This window comes from Halopseudomonas sp. T1L2 (assembly GCF_055397385.1).
Genome location: NZ_AP040865.1, coordinates 1,921,531 through 1,939,457 on the forward strand (window position 1 = coordinate 1,921,531; position 17,927 = coordinate 1,939,457).

The window sequence follows — 17,927 nt, forward strand, 5'->3', positions numbered from 1 at the left end:
CCTAACGACAACAACAGGATGGATACCCCATGAACATTCCCAAACTGCTCGCGGTCAACGCCCGCAAGTTTCCCGAGGGCGAAGCCCTGATCAGCGCAAACTGCCGCCTGAGCTGGTCCGAACTGCATGACCAGAGCCTGCGTCTGGCTGCCCATCTGCACGAGCAGTACCAGATCGGCAGCGGCGACCGCGTCGCCCTGTACATGCCCAACAGCTACAGCTGGGTGCTGGGCTACTTTGCCGTTATCAACCTCGGTGCGATTGTCGTTCCGGTCAATGCGCGCCTGACTGCCGCCGAGCTGGAATACATCCTCGGCGACTGCGACGCACGTCTGGTCATCGCTCAGGGCGACCACGCCGAGCGCGCCAGCACTCTGGCTCCCTGCCTGCGTCTGGATCAGCCGGGCGCCCGGGTACTGGACATGCAGAGCCGCTGGGACGTCGCCGAGATTCCGGCCGAACAGCCTTGCACCCTGCTCTACACCTCCGGTACCACGGGCAAGCCCAAGGGCGTGCTGTTCCACCACCACGCGCTGCTGACCGTCGCCAACGCCTCGGCGCAGGAAATGAACATGCGCCCGCACAGCCGCATGCTGCACATGATGCCGCTGACCCATTCGGCGCCGCTTAACGTCTTCCTGCTCGGCGGCACCTACGTCGGCGCAGCCCACGTGGTACTGCCCGAATTCCACCCCACGCTGCTGCTGGACACCGTCGAGAAGGAACGCACCACGCACTTCTTCGGCGCTCCGGTCGCCTTCATGATGACCGCGCAGCAGCCCGACATTAGCGAGCGTGACATCAGCTCCATGCAGTACTGGATCTATGGCGGCGGGCCACTGTCAACCGAGCAGCTGCAACTGATCGCCCAACGCATGAACACCGACCGTCTGTACTGCGTCTACGGCCTCACGGAGGCCGGGCCGAGCGGCACCATCATGCTGCCGGAGGAGCACCCCGGCAAAGCCGGCTCGATCGGCCGCCGTGGCGCCCTGCATACCGAGCTGCGTCTGGTTGACGAGCATGGCAACGAGGTTGAAGGCGAAGGCACCGGCCAGATCCAGATTCGCACCGAAGGCATGATGCTCGGCTACTGGAACAAGCCCGAGGCCACCGCCGAGTGCCTGCATAGCGACGGCTGGCTGGACTCAGGCGATCTCGCCCGCCGTGACGCCGAGGGCTACTACTGGGTACTTGGCCGCGCCAAGGAACTGATCATTTCCGGCGGTGTGAACGTCTACCCACGGGAGATTGAAGTAGCGCTGGAAGGCCACCCGAACATCGTCGAAGTTGCGGTATTTGGCGTACCGCATCCGCAGTGGGGCGAAACCGTCAAGGCGGTCGTCGTGCTGCGTGAGCCGGTCGCCGACCTGCACGCCGAGCTGAGCGCCTATCTGGAACCGCTGCTGGCCGACTACAAGCGCCCACGCCTGTACGGCCAGGCTTCAGCGCTGCCGCGCAATGCCAACGGCAAGGTGATGAAACACCAGCTGTCGTAAACCAAAAAGGGCGCCAATGGTGTCCTTTTTAATGGTTCTTCGTGAACGTCCGGGATAACGCGCCCGGCTTCTATACCAAGACCATCGGCCAAATACTCAGATGATGAAGCGTGCACATTCGGTCCGCCCCGTTTACGCGGGCGAGTAGCGCAGGATTGGCAGGAAACAGGACGGCAGCCTGTCTGAGGCTCGCAGAGCCGAGTTCTGCCGGCCCCTGCCAAACCGAGCAACGCAGCGAACCCGAAGGGCCGCGTAGCCGGGTGCCCGGGGGGGATCGCCAAGGGGGGCCGGGCAAGCGGTCCCCCTTGGCTCGCCGTGAAGGCGAAAGGCGGAACCATCACCAGCACAGACATAAACAGGAAAACCGAAGAAGGCAACTCGCCCCAACAATTCAAGCTGAAGCCGTTTAATCGGCAGCAACAATTAATACCGCAACCCGAACAGCCTGAACACGAAACCCAGCAACCAGGCCGGGCCGATCAGCAGAAACTGCACATCCTTGAAGAACGACGGTTTCTTGCCCTCCACATGATGCCCTATGAACTGACCGATCCAGGCCAGTACAAAGATCCCCAACGACCACCAGAACACATGAGTCATCAGGCTTAGTCCCAGCAGCATCAGTAAGCTGACCACCAGCATCGCCAGTGCAATCTGCCAGGACAGCAGCACATAGAACACCAATGCTGCAGCTACGGCCCCCATCGCTACCCATGGGTGAATAGCCCACAGCATACCGAGCACACTGAACGTAATCAGCGGCACACAGATCCAGTGCGCCAGCTTGTTGAACGGGTTGCGGTGGCTTTCACCGTACTCGTCAAACCATTGGTCAATGGCTTTCATAGGTCACCTTCATTATTGTGCGGTTTTCACTTATCAAGGCTGCTTTCAAGTGTAGCTGTCCATGCTCTCAGCGGCAGTGTCAAAGCGCGCCAGAGTAGCCTTGGCTGGTAAAGGAGCGCGGCCACCGGTCGAAGATCTGGTCTCGGCTGCGCGCCTGCAGTGCGAACACCCGCCTAGAGGCGAGACGCCTGCTCACCCCGCCACGCGGGCAAGATGGTATGCTAGCGCGCTGTCATGCCAGCTCGGGGCGCACACCGCGCTGGTCAAACGCCTGTCAGCACGCGGAACAACTTGCCATGACCCAACCCAACCCGTTCAAGCCCGTCGTTCTATGCCTTTCCGGCCATGATCCGAGCGGCGGTGCCGGCCTGCAGGCCGACATCGAGGCACTGATTGCGCAGGGCTGCCACGCGGCGCCAACAGTGACCGCGCTTACCGTGCAGGACACGGTTGATGTCAGCGACTTTCGCGTGCTCGACCGCGAGTGGGTGCTGGCCCAGGCCAACAAGATCATCAGCGACATGCCGGTTTCGGCGGTGAAACTGGGCATGCTCGGCTCGGTCGAAATGGTCGACACCGTACTGGAATTGATGTTGCGTCTGCCCAATGTGCCGCTGGTCTGCGACCCGGTGCTGCGTGCCGGAGGTGGCGGTTCGCTGGGCAAGGATGATGTTGGGTTTGCCATTCGCGAGCGCCTGTTCCCGGTCGCCGCCATTGCTACCCCGAACCTGCCCGAGGCGCGCATTCTGGCCGAACTGCCGGACGGCAGCGCCGATGAGTGCGCGGCCAAGCTGCTGCCCCATATTCGCCACCTGCTGATCACCGGCGGTCATGGCGACGAGGCCGAAATCCACAATCGCCTGTACTGCGCCGATGGCAGCCAGCACGACTTCACCTGCCCGCGTCTGCCCGGCAGTTATCACGGTTCCGGCTGCACGCTGGCAAGTACGCTGGCAGGCCGTCTGGCGCTCGGCGAAGAGCTGGTCAGCGCGGTGCGCTCGTCACTCGACTATACTTGGCGCACACTGCGCGACGCCGAGCAGCCCGGCCATGGCCAGTACGTACCGCGCCGCCTGCCGCTGGACTTCTGCTCGTGAGCGAGCGCGGCCTGTACGCCATCACTGACAGCGCCCTGCTGGCAGACGGCAAGCTGCTGCCCTATGTCGAAGCCGCGCTGATCGGCGGCGCCCGTTGGCTGCAGTACCGCGACAAGTCCGGCGATACCGGCAAGCGACTGGCCGAAGCAAGCCAGCTTGCCGCGCTGTGTCGCCAGCATGGCTGCGAGCTGCTGATCAATGACGATCTGGCGCTGGCCGACCAGTTGGGCGTGGGCCTGCATCTGGGCCAGGACGACGGCTCCCTGCGCGAGGCACGCCAGCAGCTCGGCCCGAAGGCGCTGATCGGCGGCACCTGCCACGCCAGCCTGCAGCTGGCTGAACGCGCGCTGATTGACGGCGCCAGCTATATCGCCTTTGGCCGCTTCTTCAATTCCATGACCAAACCGGGCGCACCGGCAGCAACGCCCGCGCTACTGCGCGAGGCGCGCCAGCAATTTTCCGTACCCATTGTCGCGATTGGCGGCATCACCCTGGACAACGCGTCGACCCTGCTTGACGCCGGCGCCGATTATCTGGCCGTGATCAACGGCCTGTTCGGCGCTCCCGACGCTGAGACGGTGCAGCAACGCGCCCGTCAGTTCAGCCAACTCATTCACGCATCCTGAGAGACTTGCCATGTCCCGTTCCGAATCCCTGTTTGCCAGCGCCCAGAAACACATCCCGGGCGGCGTCAATTCACCGGTCCGCGCCTTCAAGAGCGTCGGCGGCACACCGCTGTTCTTCAAGCACGCCGAAGGTGCTTACGTCATTGATGAAGACGACAAGCGCTACGTTGACTACGTCGGCTCCTGGGGCCCGATGATCCTCGGCCACAGCCACCCGGACGTGCTGGACGCGGTGCGTAATCAACTGCAGCACGGCCTGTCCTACGGTGCACCGACCGCGCTGGAAACCGAGATGGCCGAACTGGTCTGCTCGCTGGTGCCGTCGATGGATATGGTGCGCATGGTCAGCTCCGGCACCGAGGCGACCATGAGCGCCATCCGCCTGGCCCGTGGCTACACCGGCCGCGACAGTATCATCAAGTTCGAGGGCTGCTACCACGGTCACTCCGACAGCCTGCTGGTCAAGGCCGGTTCCGGCCTGCTGACCCAGGGTGTGCCCAGCTCCGCCGGCGTGCCAGCCGATTTCGCCAAGCACACCCTGACCCTGCCGTTCAACGACATCGAGGCGGTGCGCAAGACCCTGGCCGACGTCGGCCAGCAGGTCGCCTGCATCATCGTCGAGCCGGTGGCCGGCAACATGAACTGCGTGCCGCCGGCGCCCGGCTTCCTGCAGGGGCTGCGTGAGGCCTGCGACGAGCACGGCGTGGTGCTGATTTTCGACGAGGTGATGACCGGTTTCCGCGTGGCTCTCGGCGGCGCCCAGGCGCACTACGGCGTCACCCCGGACCTGACTACCTTCGGCAAGATCATCGGCGGCGGCATGCCGGTCGGCTGCTTCGGTGGCAAACGTGCGGTCATGGAGTGCATCGCCCCGCTCGGCCCGGTCTACCAGGCCGGCACCCTGTCCGGTAATCCGCTGGCGATGGCAGCCGGCCTGACCACCCTGCGCCTGATCAACCGTCCCGGCTTCCATGACGAGGTAAGCGCCTACACCAGCCGCATGCTGGCTGGCCTGCAGGAGCGCGCCGATGCCGCGGGTGTGCCCTTCGTGACCACTCAGGCGGGCGCGATGTTCGGCCTGTACTTCTCCGGTGCCGATGACATCGTCACCTTTGAGGATGTTATGGCCAGCGACGTTGAGCGCTTCAAAAAGTTCTTCCACCTGATGCTCGATGGCGGCGTCTATCTGGCACCCAGTGCCTTCGAGGCCGGTTTTACCTCGATCGCCCACGGCGAAACCGAGCTGAAGCTGACTCTGGATGCGGCCGAGAAGGCCTTTGCCGCGCTATGAGCCAGCTCGCCTACGGCCTGCTGACCCTGCTGCTGATCGCCGCCAGCTTCTGGCTGTGGCGACAGCGCAGGCCGCTGTCTGCCGCGGCTCGAGGGGCCATGACAGCCGCCTTGCTGGGGCTGGGTCTGGCTGCCGCAGCCAGCCTGCTGCTGAGCCTTGGCTCACTCGCAAAGGAGCTGGAACATACCCAGCGCATACTCGGGCTGGCGGCGCAGAACCTCAGCCTGCCGTTACTGGGTCTGGCCGCGTTCTACCTTGGCCGCGGCCTGCAATGGCAGCCGGCAGCCTGGGGCCGCATCCTGCTCGGCCTGATGGCCGCCTTTGAACTGCTGCGCCGGATGGACCAGCTGTTCGGCTACCAGTGGGTGATCAACAGCGCCGCGTTGCTGGTGATGCTCGCTGGTTGCCTTCTGGTCGCACGGCAAGACCGACGACCACTGCCCTTCGTGGCCCTCTGCGCCGTCGGCACGCTGACACCGTTGCTGCAACCGGGCGCAGCTCCCCTGGCTGAACTGTTTGTTCCGGGCGACACACTGCTTCTGCTATTCCCTGCCCTGCTGGGAGCGGCAGTGACAGTTGGCCTGTTGAGTGAACAGGCGCACAATAGATCACAACCTGAACCCGACGATCACCAGCCGAGGCCCTGATCCCGTCATGCAACGCCTGCTTACGCCCGCTGTCCTTACCGGCCTGCTTATGCTGCCGGCGTCCACCCTGCTGGCAGAGTCGGATAACCCGCTACTGATCAGTGCCGACGACCGCTGCGCCTTTGAACGGGTTGACGATGAAAGCCTGCCGCTGGCGCTGGACGCATGCCAGCGCGCGGCCGACGGCGGCGACATGCAGGCGCAATTCGAATTGGGCCAGCTGTACTACAAGGGTGAGCGCGTAGAGCGCAACTATGCGACCTCGCTGCAGTGGCTGGAAAAGGCATCAATCCAGGGTGAGCCCAGAGCCCAGTACCTTCTGGGTATGATGCACTTCAACGGCGAAGGCATCCCGCGCAACCTGCCGCAGGCCTACATCATCCTCAAGATGGCCGCCGTCAACGGCAATGATGACGCCATGGATGCTGCTGACCTGGTCGCGCAAGAGATGGACGCACAGGAAGTTCAGGTGGCCAACCATGTGCTCGGCACCCTGTTTCGGGACTATCTGGCGCAGATTCGAGAGGAACAGCTCAGTGGCACGATGGCGCCGGGCGCCCCCGTCGAGCCACCCGGTGATATCGACCAGACGGATCAGGAACTTCAGCAGCCTTGAGGCTGCTGCATGAGTCTGTCAGCCGTCGTTACGCGGCGGCATCGGGAAATGCATGATGTTGCTGCCGCCCTGAGCGTCGGTGATTTTTGGCGTGCCGACGCGTTCAACTTCGTCAATACGAATGATCGAGTGCACGGGAATGAAGCTGCGCTTGACCCCTTCAAACTGATTCTTCAGTTTCTCTTCGGCCGGATCGACCAGCATCTGTGACCGCTCGCCGAAGATCAGCTCTTCAATTTCCATGAACCCCCACAGCTCACTCTGAAAGATCTGCTGGGCGTAAAGCTCGAACACCTGTCCCTGGTTCTGGAAGATGACCCGGAAAACCGGTTGCTTTTCTTTGCTCATGACGGGTTGATCAACACCTTGAAAAACGTGGAAGGACACCGTGGCATCAGCCGCTCGGCGGGCGCGCATCATAGCACAGGGGGCGGCAGAAGCAGATGTGTGTATAATCGCCCCTTTTCCCAGCTAGCCCCCAGCACAATCCCATGGCCAAGAAACTCTTTATTCAGACCCACGGTTGCCAGATGAACGAGTATGACAGCTCGCGCATGGCAGACCTGCTCGGCGAACATCAGGCAATGGAGCTGACCGACAACCCCGATGAGGCGGATGTCATCCTGCTCAACACCTGCTCGATCCGTGAAAAAGCTCAGGAAAAGGTTTTCTCCGAGCTGGGCCGCTGGCGCCCGCTTAAAGAGAAGAACCCGGAGCTGATCATCGGCGTTGGCGGCTGCGTCGCCAGCCAGGAAGGCACCGCCATCCGCGATCGCGCCTCCTACGTTGACGTGGTATTCGGCCCGCAGACCCTGCACCGCCTGCCTGAGATGATCAACGCCGCGCGCACCACACAGCAGCCGCAGGTGGATGTCAGCTTCCCCGAGATCGAGAAGTTCGACGCCCTGCCCGAGCCACGCGTAGACGGCCCGACGGCCTTCGTATCGATCATGGAAGGCTGCAGCAAGTACTGCAGCTTCTGCGTGGTGCCCTACACCCGTGGCGAGGAAGTCAGCCGCCCGCTGGCCGACGTGCTGGCCGAGATCGTTCACCTGGCCGAGAACGGCGTCAAGGAAGTCACCCTGCTGGGTCAGAACGTCAATGGCTACCGTTTTGACGGTACCGACTTTGCCGACCTGCTGCACGCTGTGGCAGCGATCGACGGGATTGAGCGCATTCGCTACACCACCAGCCACCCGCTGGAATTTTCCGACGCCATCATCCAGGCCCACGCCGAGATTCCGAAGCTGGTGAAGTACCTGCACCTGCCGGTGCAATCAGGTTCCGACCGGGTACTGGCGGCGATGAAGCGCAACCACACCGCACTGGAATACAAGTCGCGCATCCGCAAGCTGAAAGCCGCAGTGCCGGATATTATCCTCAGCTCGGACTTCATTATCGGCTTCCCGGGTGAAACCGACCGTGATTTCGAGCAGACCATGAAACTGGTTGAGGACGTCGGCTTCGATTTCTCCTACTCGTTCATCTATAGCGCCCGTCCCGGCACGCCGGCGGCCGATCTGAATGATGACACGCCAATGGAGACCAAGAAGCAGCGCCTGCAGATTCTTCAGGCACGCCTGAACCAGCAGGGCTTCGAGAACAGCCGCCGCATGGTCGGCACCACCCAGCGCATCCTGGTCAGCGACTTCTCGAAGAAGGACCCGGGCATGCTGCAGGGCCGCACCGAGCACAATCGCGTGGTCAACTTCCGCTGCGACAACCCCGGCCTGATCGGCCAGTTCGTCGACGTCCGGATTGAAGAGGCGCTGCCACACTCGCTGCGCGGCACGCTGATCAGCAACACGGCACACTGAGCAGGTGTGCCCCGCCCCCGCTGCAAAACCGCCACCGTTGTACTGATAACCCAGTGACAGGTATGGATGGGCGGGTCTTTGCAGCGGGATATTTGCGCGCTATCCTGTGCGCTTCTCAGTGCCATATGGCGACCAACGGACCATTTTGAACGCGCCCCAGCATATCCATCGCTTCAGTATCGAACCTGTCGACCCCCGCCGCTTCGCCAGCCTTTGCGGCCAGTTCGATGAAAATCTCCGCCTGATCGAACAACGCCTCGGCATCGAAGTCCGCAACCGCGGCAACCACTTCGAGCTGATTGGCGACGATTCCCTGACCCGCTCTGCCGAAGCCGTGCTGCGTCAGCTGTATCGCGAAACCCGCAATACCGACGACCTGAGCCCGGATACCGTGCACCTGTATCTGCAGGAATCGGGACTGGAAAGCCTGGGCGAAAGCCTCAGCAATGGTGAAGACCACAAGCCGGTGATCCTGCGCACGCGCAAGATGAGCATCCAGCCGCGCGGCCCGAATCAGCAGAAGTACGTGCGCTCTATTCTCGAGCACGACATCAACTTCGGCATCGGCCCGGCCGGCACCGGCAAGACCTATCTGGCGGTGGCCTGCGCGGTCGATGCACTGGAGCGCGAGCAGATTCGGCGCATCCTGCTGGTACGTCCGGCGGTGGAAGCCGGCGAGAAGCTGGGTTTTTTGCCCGGTGACCTGGCGCAGAAGATCGACCCCTACCTGCGCCCGCTCTACGACGCCCTGTACGAGATGCTCGGGTTTGAGCAGGTTGCCAAGCTGATCGAAAAGCAGGTGATCGAGATCGCGCCGCTGGCGTACATGCGTGGCCGCACCCTGAACAACAGCTTCATCATTCTCGACGAGTCGCAGAACACCACACTGGAACAGATGAAGATGTTCCTGACCCGTATCGGCTTCGGCTCGACCGCGGTGATCACCGGCGACATTACCCAGGTCGACCTGCCCCGCGGCACCCGCTCGGGCCTGGCCCACGTCACCGAAGTGCTGAAAGACGTCAAGGGCATTGGCTTCACCCACTTCGAGTCCAAGGACGTGGTGCGACACCCGCTGGTCCAGCGCATCGTCGAGGCCTACGACCGCTTCGACGCGCTGCAGGAAGCTGCCCGCAAGGAGCGTCGCAATGAGCATTGAGCTCGACATCCAGCGCGCTTCCAGTGCACCCGATCAGCCCGACGACGACAGCTTCATACGCTGGGTCGGGCTGGCCCTGGGTACCGGCACCGACCGAGAACTGACCATCCGTCTGGTGGACGCCGATGAGGGCCGCCAGCTGAACAGCACCTATCGCGGCAAGGACTACGCCACCAACGTATTGTCCTTTCCTGCAGACCTGCCCCCCGAACTTGACCTGCCGCTGCTTGGCGACCTGGTGATCTGCGTCCCCGTAGTCGCCCGTGAAGCTGACGAGCAGGGCAAACCCCTGCACGCGCACTGGGCGCACATGGTCATCCACGGTTGCCTGCACCTGCTCGGCTACGATCACATCGAAGACGCCGATGCAGAAGAGATGGAAGCCCTGGAACGGGAATTGCTGGCAGAACTCGGCATAGCCGACCCCTATCTTGAAGATGATGAGTAAGGACCAATGAGCGAAGATCGATCGACCAACGGGCATAAGTCGTGGCTGGATAAACTGGTCCAGGCTTTTGTCCATGAACCCAAGAACCGCCAGGAACTGCTCGAGCTGCTGCGCGAGGCGCACAGTAACGAGGTTCTGGATATCGAGGCCCTGTCGATCATCGAAGGTGCGCTCCAGGTGTCGGACATGCAGGTCCGCGACATCATGGTGCCGCGCTCGCAGATGACTACTATCAAGGCAAGCCACAGCCCGCGCGAATTTCTGCCTGCAGTGATCGAAGCCGCCCACTCGCGCTTTCCGGTCATCGGCGAGAACGTCGATGATGTGCTGGGCATTCTGCTCGCCAAGGACCTGCTGCCGCTGCTGCTGGAAGAGAACACCGAGCGCTTCAACATCAAGGACATCCTGCGTTCCGCGACCTTTGTACCGGAATCCAAGCGCCTCAACGTGCTGCTCAAGGAGTTCCGCGCCACCCGCAATCACATGGCCATTGTCATCGATGAATACGGCGGCGTATCCGGTCTGGTTACCATCGAAGACGTGCTGGAGCAAATCGTCGGCGACATTGAAGACGAGCATGATGTTGACGAGGACAGTCAGATCAAACCGCTGCCCAGCGGTGATTATCTGGTCAAGGGCCTGACCCCCATCGAGGAGTTCAACGAACACTTCGAAACCGAGTTCTCCGACGAAGAGTTCGATACCGTTGGCGGGCTGGTCATGAACGCCTTCGGCCATCTGCCCAAACGCAATGAAGTGGTCGAGCTGGACGGTTTCCGGGTTCGCGTGCTGAACGCCGACAGCCGCCGGGTTCATCTGCTGCGCGTCACCCTGGTCAACCGCTAGCCGGCACCGATAAGGACATCTCCATGCATGCCCTGCTCAGCCGCCTGCGCGGCCCCGGCCTTGTCGGCCACCTGATCGCGCTGGTCGCCGGCGCGCTCAGCACCCTCTCCTTTGCCCCCTACAACATCTGGCCGCTGGGCATGCTCTCAGTGGCCCTGCTGTATCAGGGGCTGAAGGACGTCACGCCAAAGCAGGCCCCCCTGCGCGGTGGCGCCTGGGGGCTGGGGCTGTTCGTCTCCGGCGTTTCCTGGATCTATATCAGCATCCACGTCCACGGCAATGCCTCACCGCCGCTGGCCGCCTTGCTGACCGGCGGACTGGAACTGGGACTGGCTTGCTTTTTTGCACTGATGGCCTGGCTGTGGGTGCGTTTTCTGCGCCCGCAGGGCCCGTGGCTCGCCAGCCTGTGTTTCGCCCTGCTGTGGTTTGCCCAGGAAATGTTCCGCAGCTGGTTCCTCACAGGCTTCCCCTGGCTCTATCACGGCTATGCGCACACTCACAGCGCGCTGGCCGGCTGGGCGCCGATTGGCGGTGTCTGGCTGCTCGGCGTGATATCAGTGCTGATCGCCTGCCTGTTGACCGAGTGGCGTCTGCTGCGACGCCCACTGCAGGCGGCGGCCGTTGCTGCGCTGGTCGGCTTGTTCTGGGGCGGCGGGTTGCTGCTGCAATACGTCGACTGGACCGGGCCAGTCGGCAAGCGCCTGAGCGTCAATCTGGTGCAGGCCAACATAGAGCAGGCCAACAAGTGGGACCCGGCCTACATTACCCACACACTGGAACTGTACCGTGACCTGACCTACGCCCAACCGCCAACCGATCTGGTGGTCTGGCCGGAAACCGCGGTACCGGTCCTGCAGAGCCAATCGCTGTACTTTGTTGACGGCATCGCCGCCAATCTGGCGCAGCAAGGCCGCACCCTCATCACCGGCATCCCGGTCGATACCCACGATGGGCATGGCATGCGCATCTACAACGGCATCATGGTCGGTGGCAGCGAGCCCCGCAGCCAGTACCTGAAACAGAAGCTGGTACCCTTTGGCGAGTACGTGCCACTGGAAGGCCTGCTGCGCGGCCTGATCGATTTTTTCAACCTGCCGATGTCCAGCTTCAGTCGCGGGCCGGCCGATCAGCCGCCACTGCAGGCCGCCGGTTACCAGCTGGCGCCACTGATCTGCTACGAGGCGGTCTACCCCGATTTTGCCGCCAAGCTCGCCGCCCGGAGCGACCTGTTGATCACTATCAGCAACGACAGCTGGTTCGGCTCTTCCATTGGCCCGCTCCAGCACCTGCAGATGGCGCAGATGCGCGCCATCGAAAGCCAGCGCTGGATGATCCGTGCGACCAATAATGGCGTAACCGCGCTGATCGATCCGCGCGGCATCATTCGCCAGCGGATTGCGCAGTTTCAGCAGGAGGTATTGATCGGCGAGGTGCAGCCGATGACCGGGCAGACGCCCTATCTGCGCTGGCGCAGCTGGCCGCTGATAGTTATGGCACTAGCAATACTGCTGCCCGTTGCCTGGCGCCGGCGTCACGCCCGGTAGCGGCGTGCGAGTGGAGATGGCGACCAGAATCTGCTGTAGCAGCGCCATCTCCTCGGGGCTCAGCCCTTGCAGCTCGAGTTCACTCGGCAATTCCGGATAGCCACTGAGCCATTGCCGGGTGTGCGCCATATCCAGCGCCTGGTCCAGCCGTCTAAGCAAACGACCATAGGCACTGTCCTGTGGCTGTCGAGCTACCACCGAAGGCAATCCGCCACACATCTCGCACCCTCCCGCAGTAGCCTGAAGCAAGCCCCGGTGACCTGCCTTCCCACCTAGAGAATAGACCCACCGACCGGGTGTCTACCGAGCCGGCGACGAATGGCATGTGACTACCTGATGAGCGCCGGGTGGTGTATCCTGCCCCATTACTTTTTCACGTCACCACGAGTCACCAGACCCCACGCCATGCAAGAACAGTATTCACCGAGCGAAATCGAAGCCGCTGCCCAGACCGACTGGGACAATGCCAACGCTTTCAAGGTCAGCGAAACCCCCGACCAGGACACCTACTACTGCCTGTCGATGTTTCCCTACCCCAGCGGCAAGCTACACATGGGGCATGTGCGCAACTACACCATCGGTGACGTGATCGCCCGCTACCAGCGCATGCAGGGCAAGAACGTACTGCAGCCCATGGGCTGGGACGCCTTCGGCATGCCGGCGGAAAACGCAGCGATGAACAATAAAGTCGCTCCGGCTGCCTGGACCTACTCCAACATCGATTACATGCGTACCCAACTGAAAAGCCTGGGCCTGGCAATCGACTGGTCGCGCGAGATCGCCACCTGCAAGCCGGATTACTACCGCTGGGAGCAATGGCTGTTCACCCGCCTGTTCGAGAAGGGCATCATCTACCGCAAGAACGGTACCGTGAACTGGGACCCGGTCGACCAGACTGTTCTGGCCAACGAGCAGGTAATCGACGGCAAGGGCTGGCGCAGCGGCGCCGTGATCGAGAAGCGCGAGATCCCGATGTATTACTTCGCGATCACCAACTACGCCGAGGAGCTGCTGAGCTCGCTCGATGAGCTGACCGGCTGGCCCGAACAGGTCAAGACCATGCAGCGCAACTGGATCGGCAAGTCGGTCGGCATGGAAGTCCAGTTCCCGTACGACACCACCAGCATCGGCCACGACGGCACCCTGAAGGTTTTTACCACACGCCCGGACACCCTGATGGGCGCGACCTACGTTGCCGTTGCCGCCGAACACCCGCTGGCCACCCAGGCCGCGCAAAACAACCCCGAACTGCAGGCGTTCATCGACGAGTGCAAGCGTGGTGGTGTGGCCGAGGCCGACATCGCTACCCAGGAAAAGAAAGGCCTGCCGACCCCGCTGTACGTGCTGCACCCGCTGACCGGCGAGAAGCTGCCGGTATGGGTCGCCAATTACGTGCTCATGGGGTATGGCGAAGGCGCCGTGATGGCCGTACCGGCGCATGATGAGCGCGACTTTGCCTTTGCCAGCAAATATCGCCTGCCGATCAAGCCGGTAATCCGCACTTCTGCCGGCGACGAAACACCCGAACCCTGGCAGGACGCCTACGCCGAGAAGGGCGAGCTGATCAACTCAGAAGAATTCGACGGCCTGGACTACGACAGCGCCTTTACCGCCATTGGCGAAGTACTGAAGCAGAAAGGCCTGGGCGAGCCACGCACCCAGTTCCGCCTGCGCGACTGGGGTATCAGCCGTCAGCGCTACTGGGGCTGCCCGATTCCGATCATTCACTGCGACAGCTGTGGTGACGTACCGGTGCCGGATGACCAGTTGCCGGTAGTCCTGCCCGAAGACGTGATCCCCGATGGCGCCGGCAGCCCGCTGGCCAAGATGCCCGAATTTTATGAGTGCAGCTGTCCGAAGTGTGGCGCCGCCGCCAAGCGCGAAACCGACACCATGGATACCTTCGTTGAAAGCTCCTGGTACTACGCCCGCTACGCCAGCCCGCAATATGACAAGGGCATGGTCGACCCGGCTGCGGCCAATCACTGGCTGCCGGTGGACCAGTACATCGGCGGGATCGAACACGCTATTTTGCACCTGCTCTACGCGCGTTTCTTCCACAAGCTGATGCGCGACGAGGGCCTGGTCAGCAGCAACGAGCCGTTCAAGAACCTGCTGACCCAGGGCATGGTGCTGGCCGACACCTACTACCGCCTTGAAGCCAACGGCAGCAAGACCTGGTACAACCCGGCCGACGTGGATGTCGAGCGCGACGCCAAGGGCAAGATAGTTGCTGCCACCCTGCGCAGCGACGGCCAGCCGGTCGAGATCGGCGGCACCGAGAAGATGTCCAAGTCGAAGAACAACGGCGTTGACCCGCAGGCCATGATCGACCAGTACGGCGCCGACACCTGCCGCCTGTTCATGATGTTCGCGTCACCGCCGGACATGAGCCTGGAATGGTCCGACTCCGGCGTTGAAGGCGCCCAGCGCTTCCTGCGCCGCGTCTGGCGCCTGAGCCAGCAGCACCATGCCAGGGGCCCGGCCGCAAACGCCGACCTCACCAGCCTGAGCGACGAGCAGAAAGCCGTACGCCGCGCCATCCATCTGGCCATCAAGCAGGCCAGCCAGGATATCGGCCAGCACCACAAGTTCAATACCGCCATCGCCGCCGTGATGACCCTGATGAACGTGCTGGAAAAGGCACCGCAGGACGCCGAGCAGGACCGCGCCCTGATGCAGGAAGGCCTGGAAACCGTCGCCCTGCTGCTGGCGCCCATCGCCCCGCACATCTGCCACAGCCTCTGGCAGGCATTGGGTCACAGCGATGCGATCATCGACGCGCGCTGGCCGAGCGTCGACGAGAGCGCGTTGGTACAGGACAGCCTGCAACTGGTTATTCAGGTCAACGGCAAGCTGCGCGGTCACATTGAAGTCGCCGCCGACGCCAGCCGCGAGCTGATTGAAGCCACCGCGCGGGAAAACGAGAATGTGCTGCGCTTTACCGAGGGCCTGACCATCCGCAAGGTGATCGTCGTCCCGGGCAAGCTGGTCAACATTGTCGCCAACTGATTTTGCAACGGAGAGCCAAGATGTCACTGACCACCCCCCGCCTGCTGCTCAGCTGCGCCGTTCTCGGCGCCACCCTGCTCGCCTCCGGCTGCGGATTCCACCTGCGCGGCACCGGTGTCGACAGCGTCGAGCTGACCCAACTCGATGTAACGGCGCAAAACCGCTACGGCCGAACCTATCAGCAAGTGCTTGAGGCACTGGAAGTGGACGGGGTCCAGGTCACGCCGACCGCAGCCTATCGGCTGCAACTGCTGAACGAAGGTCAGGAGCGCAGAGCAGTAAGTTATACCAGCAGCTCGACTCCGGCAGAATACGAGCTGACCAGCAACCTGACCTTCCAGATCGCCGACCGTCAGGGTCGCCCGCTGATCGGTCCGGAAACCCTGGCCACACGCCGTATTTACGTCAACGATAAGGACAACATTATCGGCACCACCGAGGAAGAGGAGCTGCTGCGCCGGGAAATGCGTCAGGACCTCACCCGCCAGTTGCTGTTCCGTCTCTCCAGTATCAGCGAAAGCGACCTTTCCAGCCGCGAATCGCGTCTCGACCAGCAGGGCAACTGAGCAGGTAATGAAGCTCAACGCCCCCCAGCTGGGCAAGCAGCTCAGGGACGAGCTGGCCGCCGTCTACGTTGTCAGCGGTGATGATCCGCTGCTCTGTGGCGAGGCCTGCGACCTGATTCGCCAGGCCTGCCGCAACGCCGGCAGCGAGGAGCGCCAGGTTTTTGATGTGGACCGCAGTTTCGACTGGTCCCAGCTGTACGAAGCCAGCCACAGCCTCTCGCTGTTTGCCCAGAAGCGCTTGCTCGAACTGCGCATTCCCTCGGGCAAACCGGGTGACGCCGGAGCAAAGGCGTTACTGGCCTATCTGGAACAGCCTGCCGAAGACACTACCCTGCTGATCAGTCTGCCCAAGCTCGATGGCACGACCCAGCGCAGCAAGTGGGCAAAAACCCTGATCGAACACGCTGACAGCCGGTTCGTCCAGATCTGGCCGATTGAGCCTGCCCAATTACCCAACTGGATTCGCGAGCGCCTGCTTGCCGCCGGCCTGCAGGCTGGCCCCGAGGCGATCGACCTGCTCTGCGCGCGGGTGGAAGGCAATCTGCTGGCGGCGGCGCAGGAAATCGAGAAGCTGAAACTCTACTGCCCGCAGGGCCAGCTGAGCCTGGAGACGGTGCAGCAGGTTGTTGCCGATAGCGCCCGCTTCGACGTTTTCAACCTCAGCGATGCCATGCTGCAGGGGCAGCCGGAACATGCCCTGCGCATGCTTCATGGCCTGCGCGGCGAAGGGGTCGAGGCTCCGGTGATTCTCTGGGCTGTGAGCCGTGAACTGCGGGCCCTGGCCGATATGGCCCAGCAGCACAGCCGCGGCATACCGCTGGACAAGGTATTCGCCAGCCAGCGTCCGCCGGTCTGGGATAAGCGCAAACCCTTGCTCCGCGCGGCACTGCAACGCCATCCGGCGATGGCCTGGGAACGCTGGCTGGGCGATGCCCAAACCGTTGACGAGCAGATCAAGGGCCAGGCACCGGGTTCACCTTGGGATGGCCTGGCACGGATTCTGGTCGAGGCCTCGGGCGCGCGTCTGGCGCTCTGATTCAGGGGCGGTCAGCGCAGCAGCAGCAACGGGCACTCGGCATGGCGGAGCATGGACGTGGTCGTGCTGCCGACCAGAAACCGGCGAATGGGCGAATGGCCGTAGGCACCCATGACGATCAGATCCATTGCCTGCTCGCGCTGACAGGCCAAAAGCACCGAGTCCACCTCTGCGCCAGCGCGGATCTCGGCCGTTGCCGTGACGCCTGACTGCTGCAGCTGCAAGCGGGCGAACTCAAGAGCCTCCCGCGCGTCAGCGGTATCAGCACCGACCATCAGCAGGTGCATCGCCAGACCGGCCAACAAGGGACTCTGTAACAACAGGTCCAGTCCCTTGCGAACACTTGGGCTGTTATCGAAGGCCACCAGCACGCGCTGCGGTGAGCGGAATACGCCGGTAGAGACCAGTACCGGCCGATGCATGGTGCGAATTACGCTTTCCAGCTGACTGCCAACCTGGCTCGCTGCCGAGCCGCCGGCTTCACCCTGTCGCCCAACCACCAGCAGCCGGATATCGCTTTCCAGCTCCTGCAGGGTGTCGACCAGGCGCCCGTGGCGCTGCCGCAGAGCGGGTTCTGCCACTCCATCTGCGCGCACCCGGGCTGTCGCAGCATCGAGCATCAACTTGCCCTGTTCGCGCAGCAGGCGTGCACGTCGTTCGTCCAGCTCCGCCAGCTCGCTCAGCAGATGCTCGCGACTGCCCAGTCCGATGCTGCCGGACAGGTCGGCAGGCGATGCGCCGACGTTAGGCTCCAATACATGCAGCAAGGTCAGCGGCGCGGACAGGCGCAAGCTGGCCCAGGCGGCATAATCGCAGACCGCCTCGCTGGATGCGGAGCCATCGATGCAGGCCAGTACCTGTGGTTCGTTCATCCTGC

At 62.8% G+C, this 17,927-nt stretch carries 18 protein-coding genes; 14 read left to right on the forward strand and 4 right to left on the reverse strand.

Translation table 11 applies throughout. The features are described from left to right. Window positions 1-29 precede the first annotated feature (29 nt). Window positions 30-1,499 carry a class I adenylate-forming enzyme family protein gene (locus ACZ5WQ_RS09005; protein WP_464383602.1) on the forward strand — a complete coding sequence of 490 codons (1,470 nt, stop codon included), beginning with the start codon at window positions 30-32 and terminating at the stop codon, window positions 1,497-1,499. 423 nt (window positions 1,500-1,922) lie between these two features. On the opposite strand, the gene ACZ5WQ_RS09010 is transcribed toward ACZ5WQ_RS09005, so the two are convergent. Further along, on the reverse strand, window positions 1,923-2,345 hold the full coding sequence (locus ACZ5WQ_RS09010; protein ID WP_464383603.1) for an Mpo1 family 2-hydroxy fatty acid dioxygenase: 423 nt from the start codon (window positions 2,343-2,345) through the stop codon (window positions 1,923-1,925). A 296-nt stretch (window positions 2,346-2,641) separates the two neighbouring features. Between ACZ5WQ_RS09010 and ACZ5WQ_RS09015 the strand changes: the two genes are divergently transcribed. From ACZ5WQ_RS09015 to ACZ5WQ_RS09035, 5 genes are read left to right on the forward strand one after another with little or no spacing between them, the layout of a single operon-like run. Beyond that, on the forward strand, window positions 2,642-3,442 hold the full coding sequence (locus tag ACZ5WQ_RS09015) for a hydroxymethylpyrimidine/phosphomethylpyrimidine kinase (protein WP_228245273.1): 801 nt from the start codon (window positions 2,642-2,644) through the stop codon (window positions 3,440-3,442). Then, entirely contained in the window at window positions 3,439-4,068 is a 630-nt protein-coding gene (gene thiE, locus ACZ5WQ_RS09020; protein ID WP_464383604.1) for a thiamine phosphate synthase, read from the forward strand. Before ACZ5WQ_RS09015 ends, thiE begins: the two co-directional genes overlap by 4 nt. A 10-nt stretch (window positions 4,069-4,078) precedes the next feature. Beyond that, on the forward strand, window positions 4,079-5,359 hold the full coding sequence (hemL, locus tag ACZ5WQ_RS09025) for a glutamate-1-semialdehyde 2,1-aminomutase (protein ID WP_269686918.1): 1,281 nt from the start codon (window positions 4,079-4,081) through the stop codon (window positions 5,357-5,359). After that, a complete protein-coding gene (locus ACZ5WQ_RS09030; RefSeq protein ID WP_269686917.1) occupies window positions 5,356-6,006 on the forward strand; it encodes a hypothetical protein in 651 nt (216 codons plus the stop codon). The genes hemL and ACZ5WQ_RS09030 overlap by 4 nt, the downstream gene beginning before the upstream one ends. Before the next feature lie 7 nt (window positions 6,007-6,013). After that, the gene (locus tag ACZ5WQ_RS09035; RefSeq protein WP_228245265.1) at window positions 6,014-6,622 is read left to right on the forward strand and encodes a tetratricopeptide repeat protein; all 609 of its coding nucleotides are present in this window, start codon (window positions 6,014-6,016) and stop codon (window positions 6,620-6,622) included. A gap of 18 nt (window positions 6,623-6,640) precedes the next feature. Here the strand turns inward: ACZ5WQ_RS09035 and ACZ5WQ_RS09040 are convergent, their stop codons facing one another. Then, window positions 6,641-6,970, reverse strand: coding sequence for a DUF1820 family protein (locus tag ACZ5WQ_RS09040; protein ID WP_228245264.1), 330 nt, complete (start codon window positions 6,968-6,970; stop codon window positions 6,641-6,643). A gap of 143 nt (window positions 6,971-7,113) precedes the next feature. Here ACZ5WQ_RS09040 and miaB point away from each other — a divergent pair, with 143 nt between their 5' ends. From miaB to lnt, 5 genes are all read left to right on the forward strand, one after another. After that, window positions 7,114-8,439: a tRNA (N6-isopentenyl adenosine(37)-C2)-methylthiotransferase MiaB gene (miaB, locus tag ACZ5WQ_RS09045; protein WP_088273496.1), complete on the forward strand. Its 1,326-nt coding sequence runs from the start codon at window positions 7,114-7,116 to the stop codon at window positions 8,437-8,439. A gap of 145 nt (window positions 8,440-8,584) precedes the next feature. Beyond that, window positions 8,585-9,598 carry a PhoH family protein gene (locus tag ACZ5WQ_RS09050; protein WP_088273495.1) on the forward strand — a complete coding sequence of 338 codons (1,014 nt, stop codon included), beginning with the start codon at window positions 8,585-8,587 and terminating at the stop codon, window positions 9,596-9,598. Further along, window positions 9,588-10,046: an rRNA maturation RNase YbeY gene (gene ybeY / locus ACZ5WQ_RS09055; protein ID WP_233048309.1), complete on the forward strand. Its 459-nt coding sequence runs from the start codon at window positions 9,588-9,590 to the stop codon at window positions 10,044-10,046. Before ACZ5WQ_RS09050 ends, ybeY begins: the two co-directional genes overlap by 11 nt. Before the next feature lie 6 nt (window positions 10,047-10,052). Continuing rightward, window positions 10,053-10,892, forward strand: a complete 840-nt coding sequence (locus ACZ5WQ_RS09060; protein WP_088273493.1) for an HlyC/CorC family transporter — start codon at window positions 10,053-10,055, stop codon at window positions 10,890-10,892. Between the two features lie 23 nt (window positions 10,893-10,915). After that, window positions 10,916-12,436, forward strand: coding sequence for an apolipoprotein N-acyltransferase (gene lnt / locus ACZ5WQ_RS09065; RefSeq protein WP_233048310.1), 1,521 nt, complete (start codon window positions 10,916-10,918; stop codon window positions 12,434-12,436). Here lnt and ACZ5WQ_RS09070 read toward each other — a convergent pair. Next, entirely contained in the window at window positions 12,389-12,565 is a 177-nt protein-coding gene (locus tag ACZ5WQ_RS09070) for a hypothetical protein (protein ID WP_464383605.1), read from the reverse strand. The genes lnt and ACZ5WQ_RS09070 overlap by 48 nt on opposite strands. Before the next feature lie 276 nt (window positions 12,566-12,841). Here ACZ5WQ_RS09070 and leuS point away from each other — a divergent pair, with 276 nt between their 5' ends. The 3 genes from leuS to holA are packed head-to-tail and all read left to right on the forward strand — an operon-like array spanning window position 12,842 to window position 17,050. Next, window positions 12,842-15,448, forward strand: a complete 2,607-nt coding sequence (leuS, locus tag ACZ5WQ_RS09075) for a leucine--tRNA ligase (protein WP_464383606.1) — start codon at window positions 12,842-12,844, stop codon at window positions 15,446-15,448. A 20-nt stretch (window positions 15,449-15,468) separates the two neighbouring features. After that, window positions 15,469-16,014, forward strand: a complete 546-nt coding sequence (locus tag ACZ5WQ_RS09080; protein ID WP_233048312.1) for an LPS-assembly lipoprotein LptE — start codon at window positions 15,469-15,471, stop codon at window positions 16,012-16,014. A gap of 7 nt (window positions 16,015-16,021) precedes the next feature. Then, complete coding sequence (holA, locus tag ACZ5WQ_RS09085) at window positions 16,022-17,050, forward strand: DNA polymerase III subunit delta (RefSeq protein WP_285676416.1); 1,029 nt, start codon at window positions 16,022-16,024, stop codon at window positions 17,048-17,050. Window positions 17,051-17,061: 11 nt separating this feature from the next. On the opposite strand, the gene ACZ5WQ_RS09090 is transcribed toward holA, so the two are convergent. Then, the gene (locus ACZ5WQ_RS09090; RefSeq protein ID WP_269686915.1) at window positions 17,062-17,922 is read right to left on the reverse strand and encodes a universal stress protein; all 861 of its coding nucleotides are present in this window, start codon (window positions 17,920-17,922) and stop codon (window positions 17,062-17,064) included. Between the last annotated feature and the right edge of the window lie 5 nt (window positions 17,923-17,927).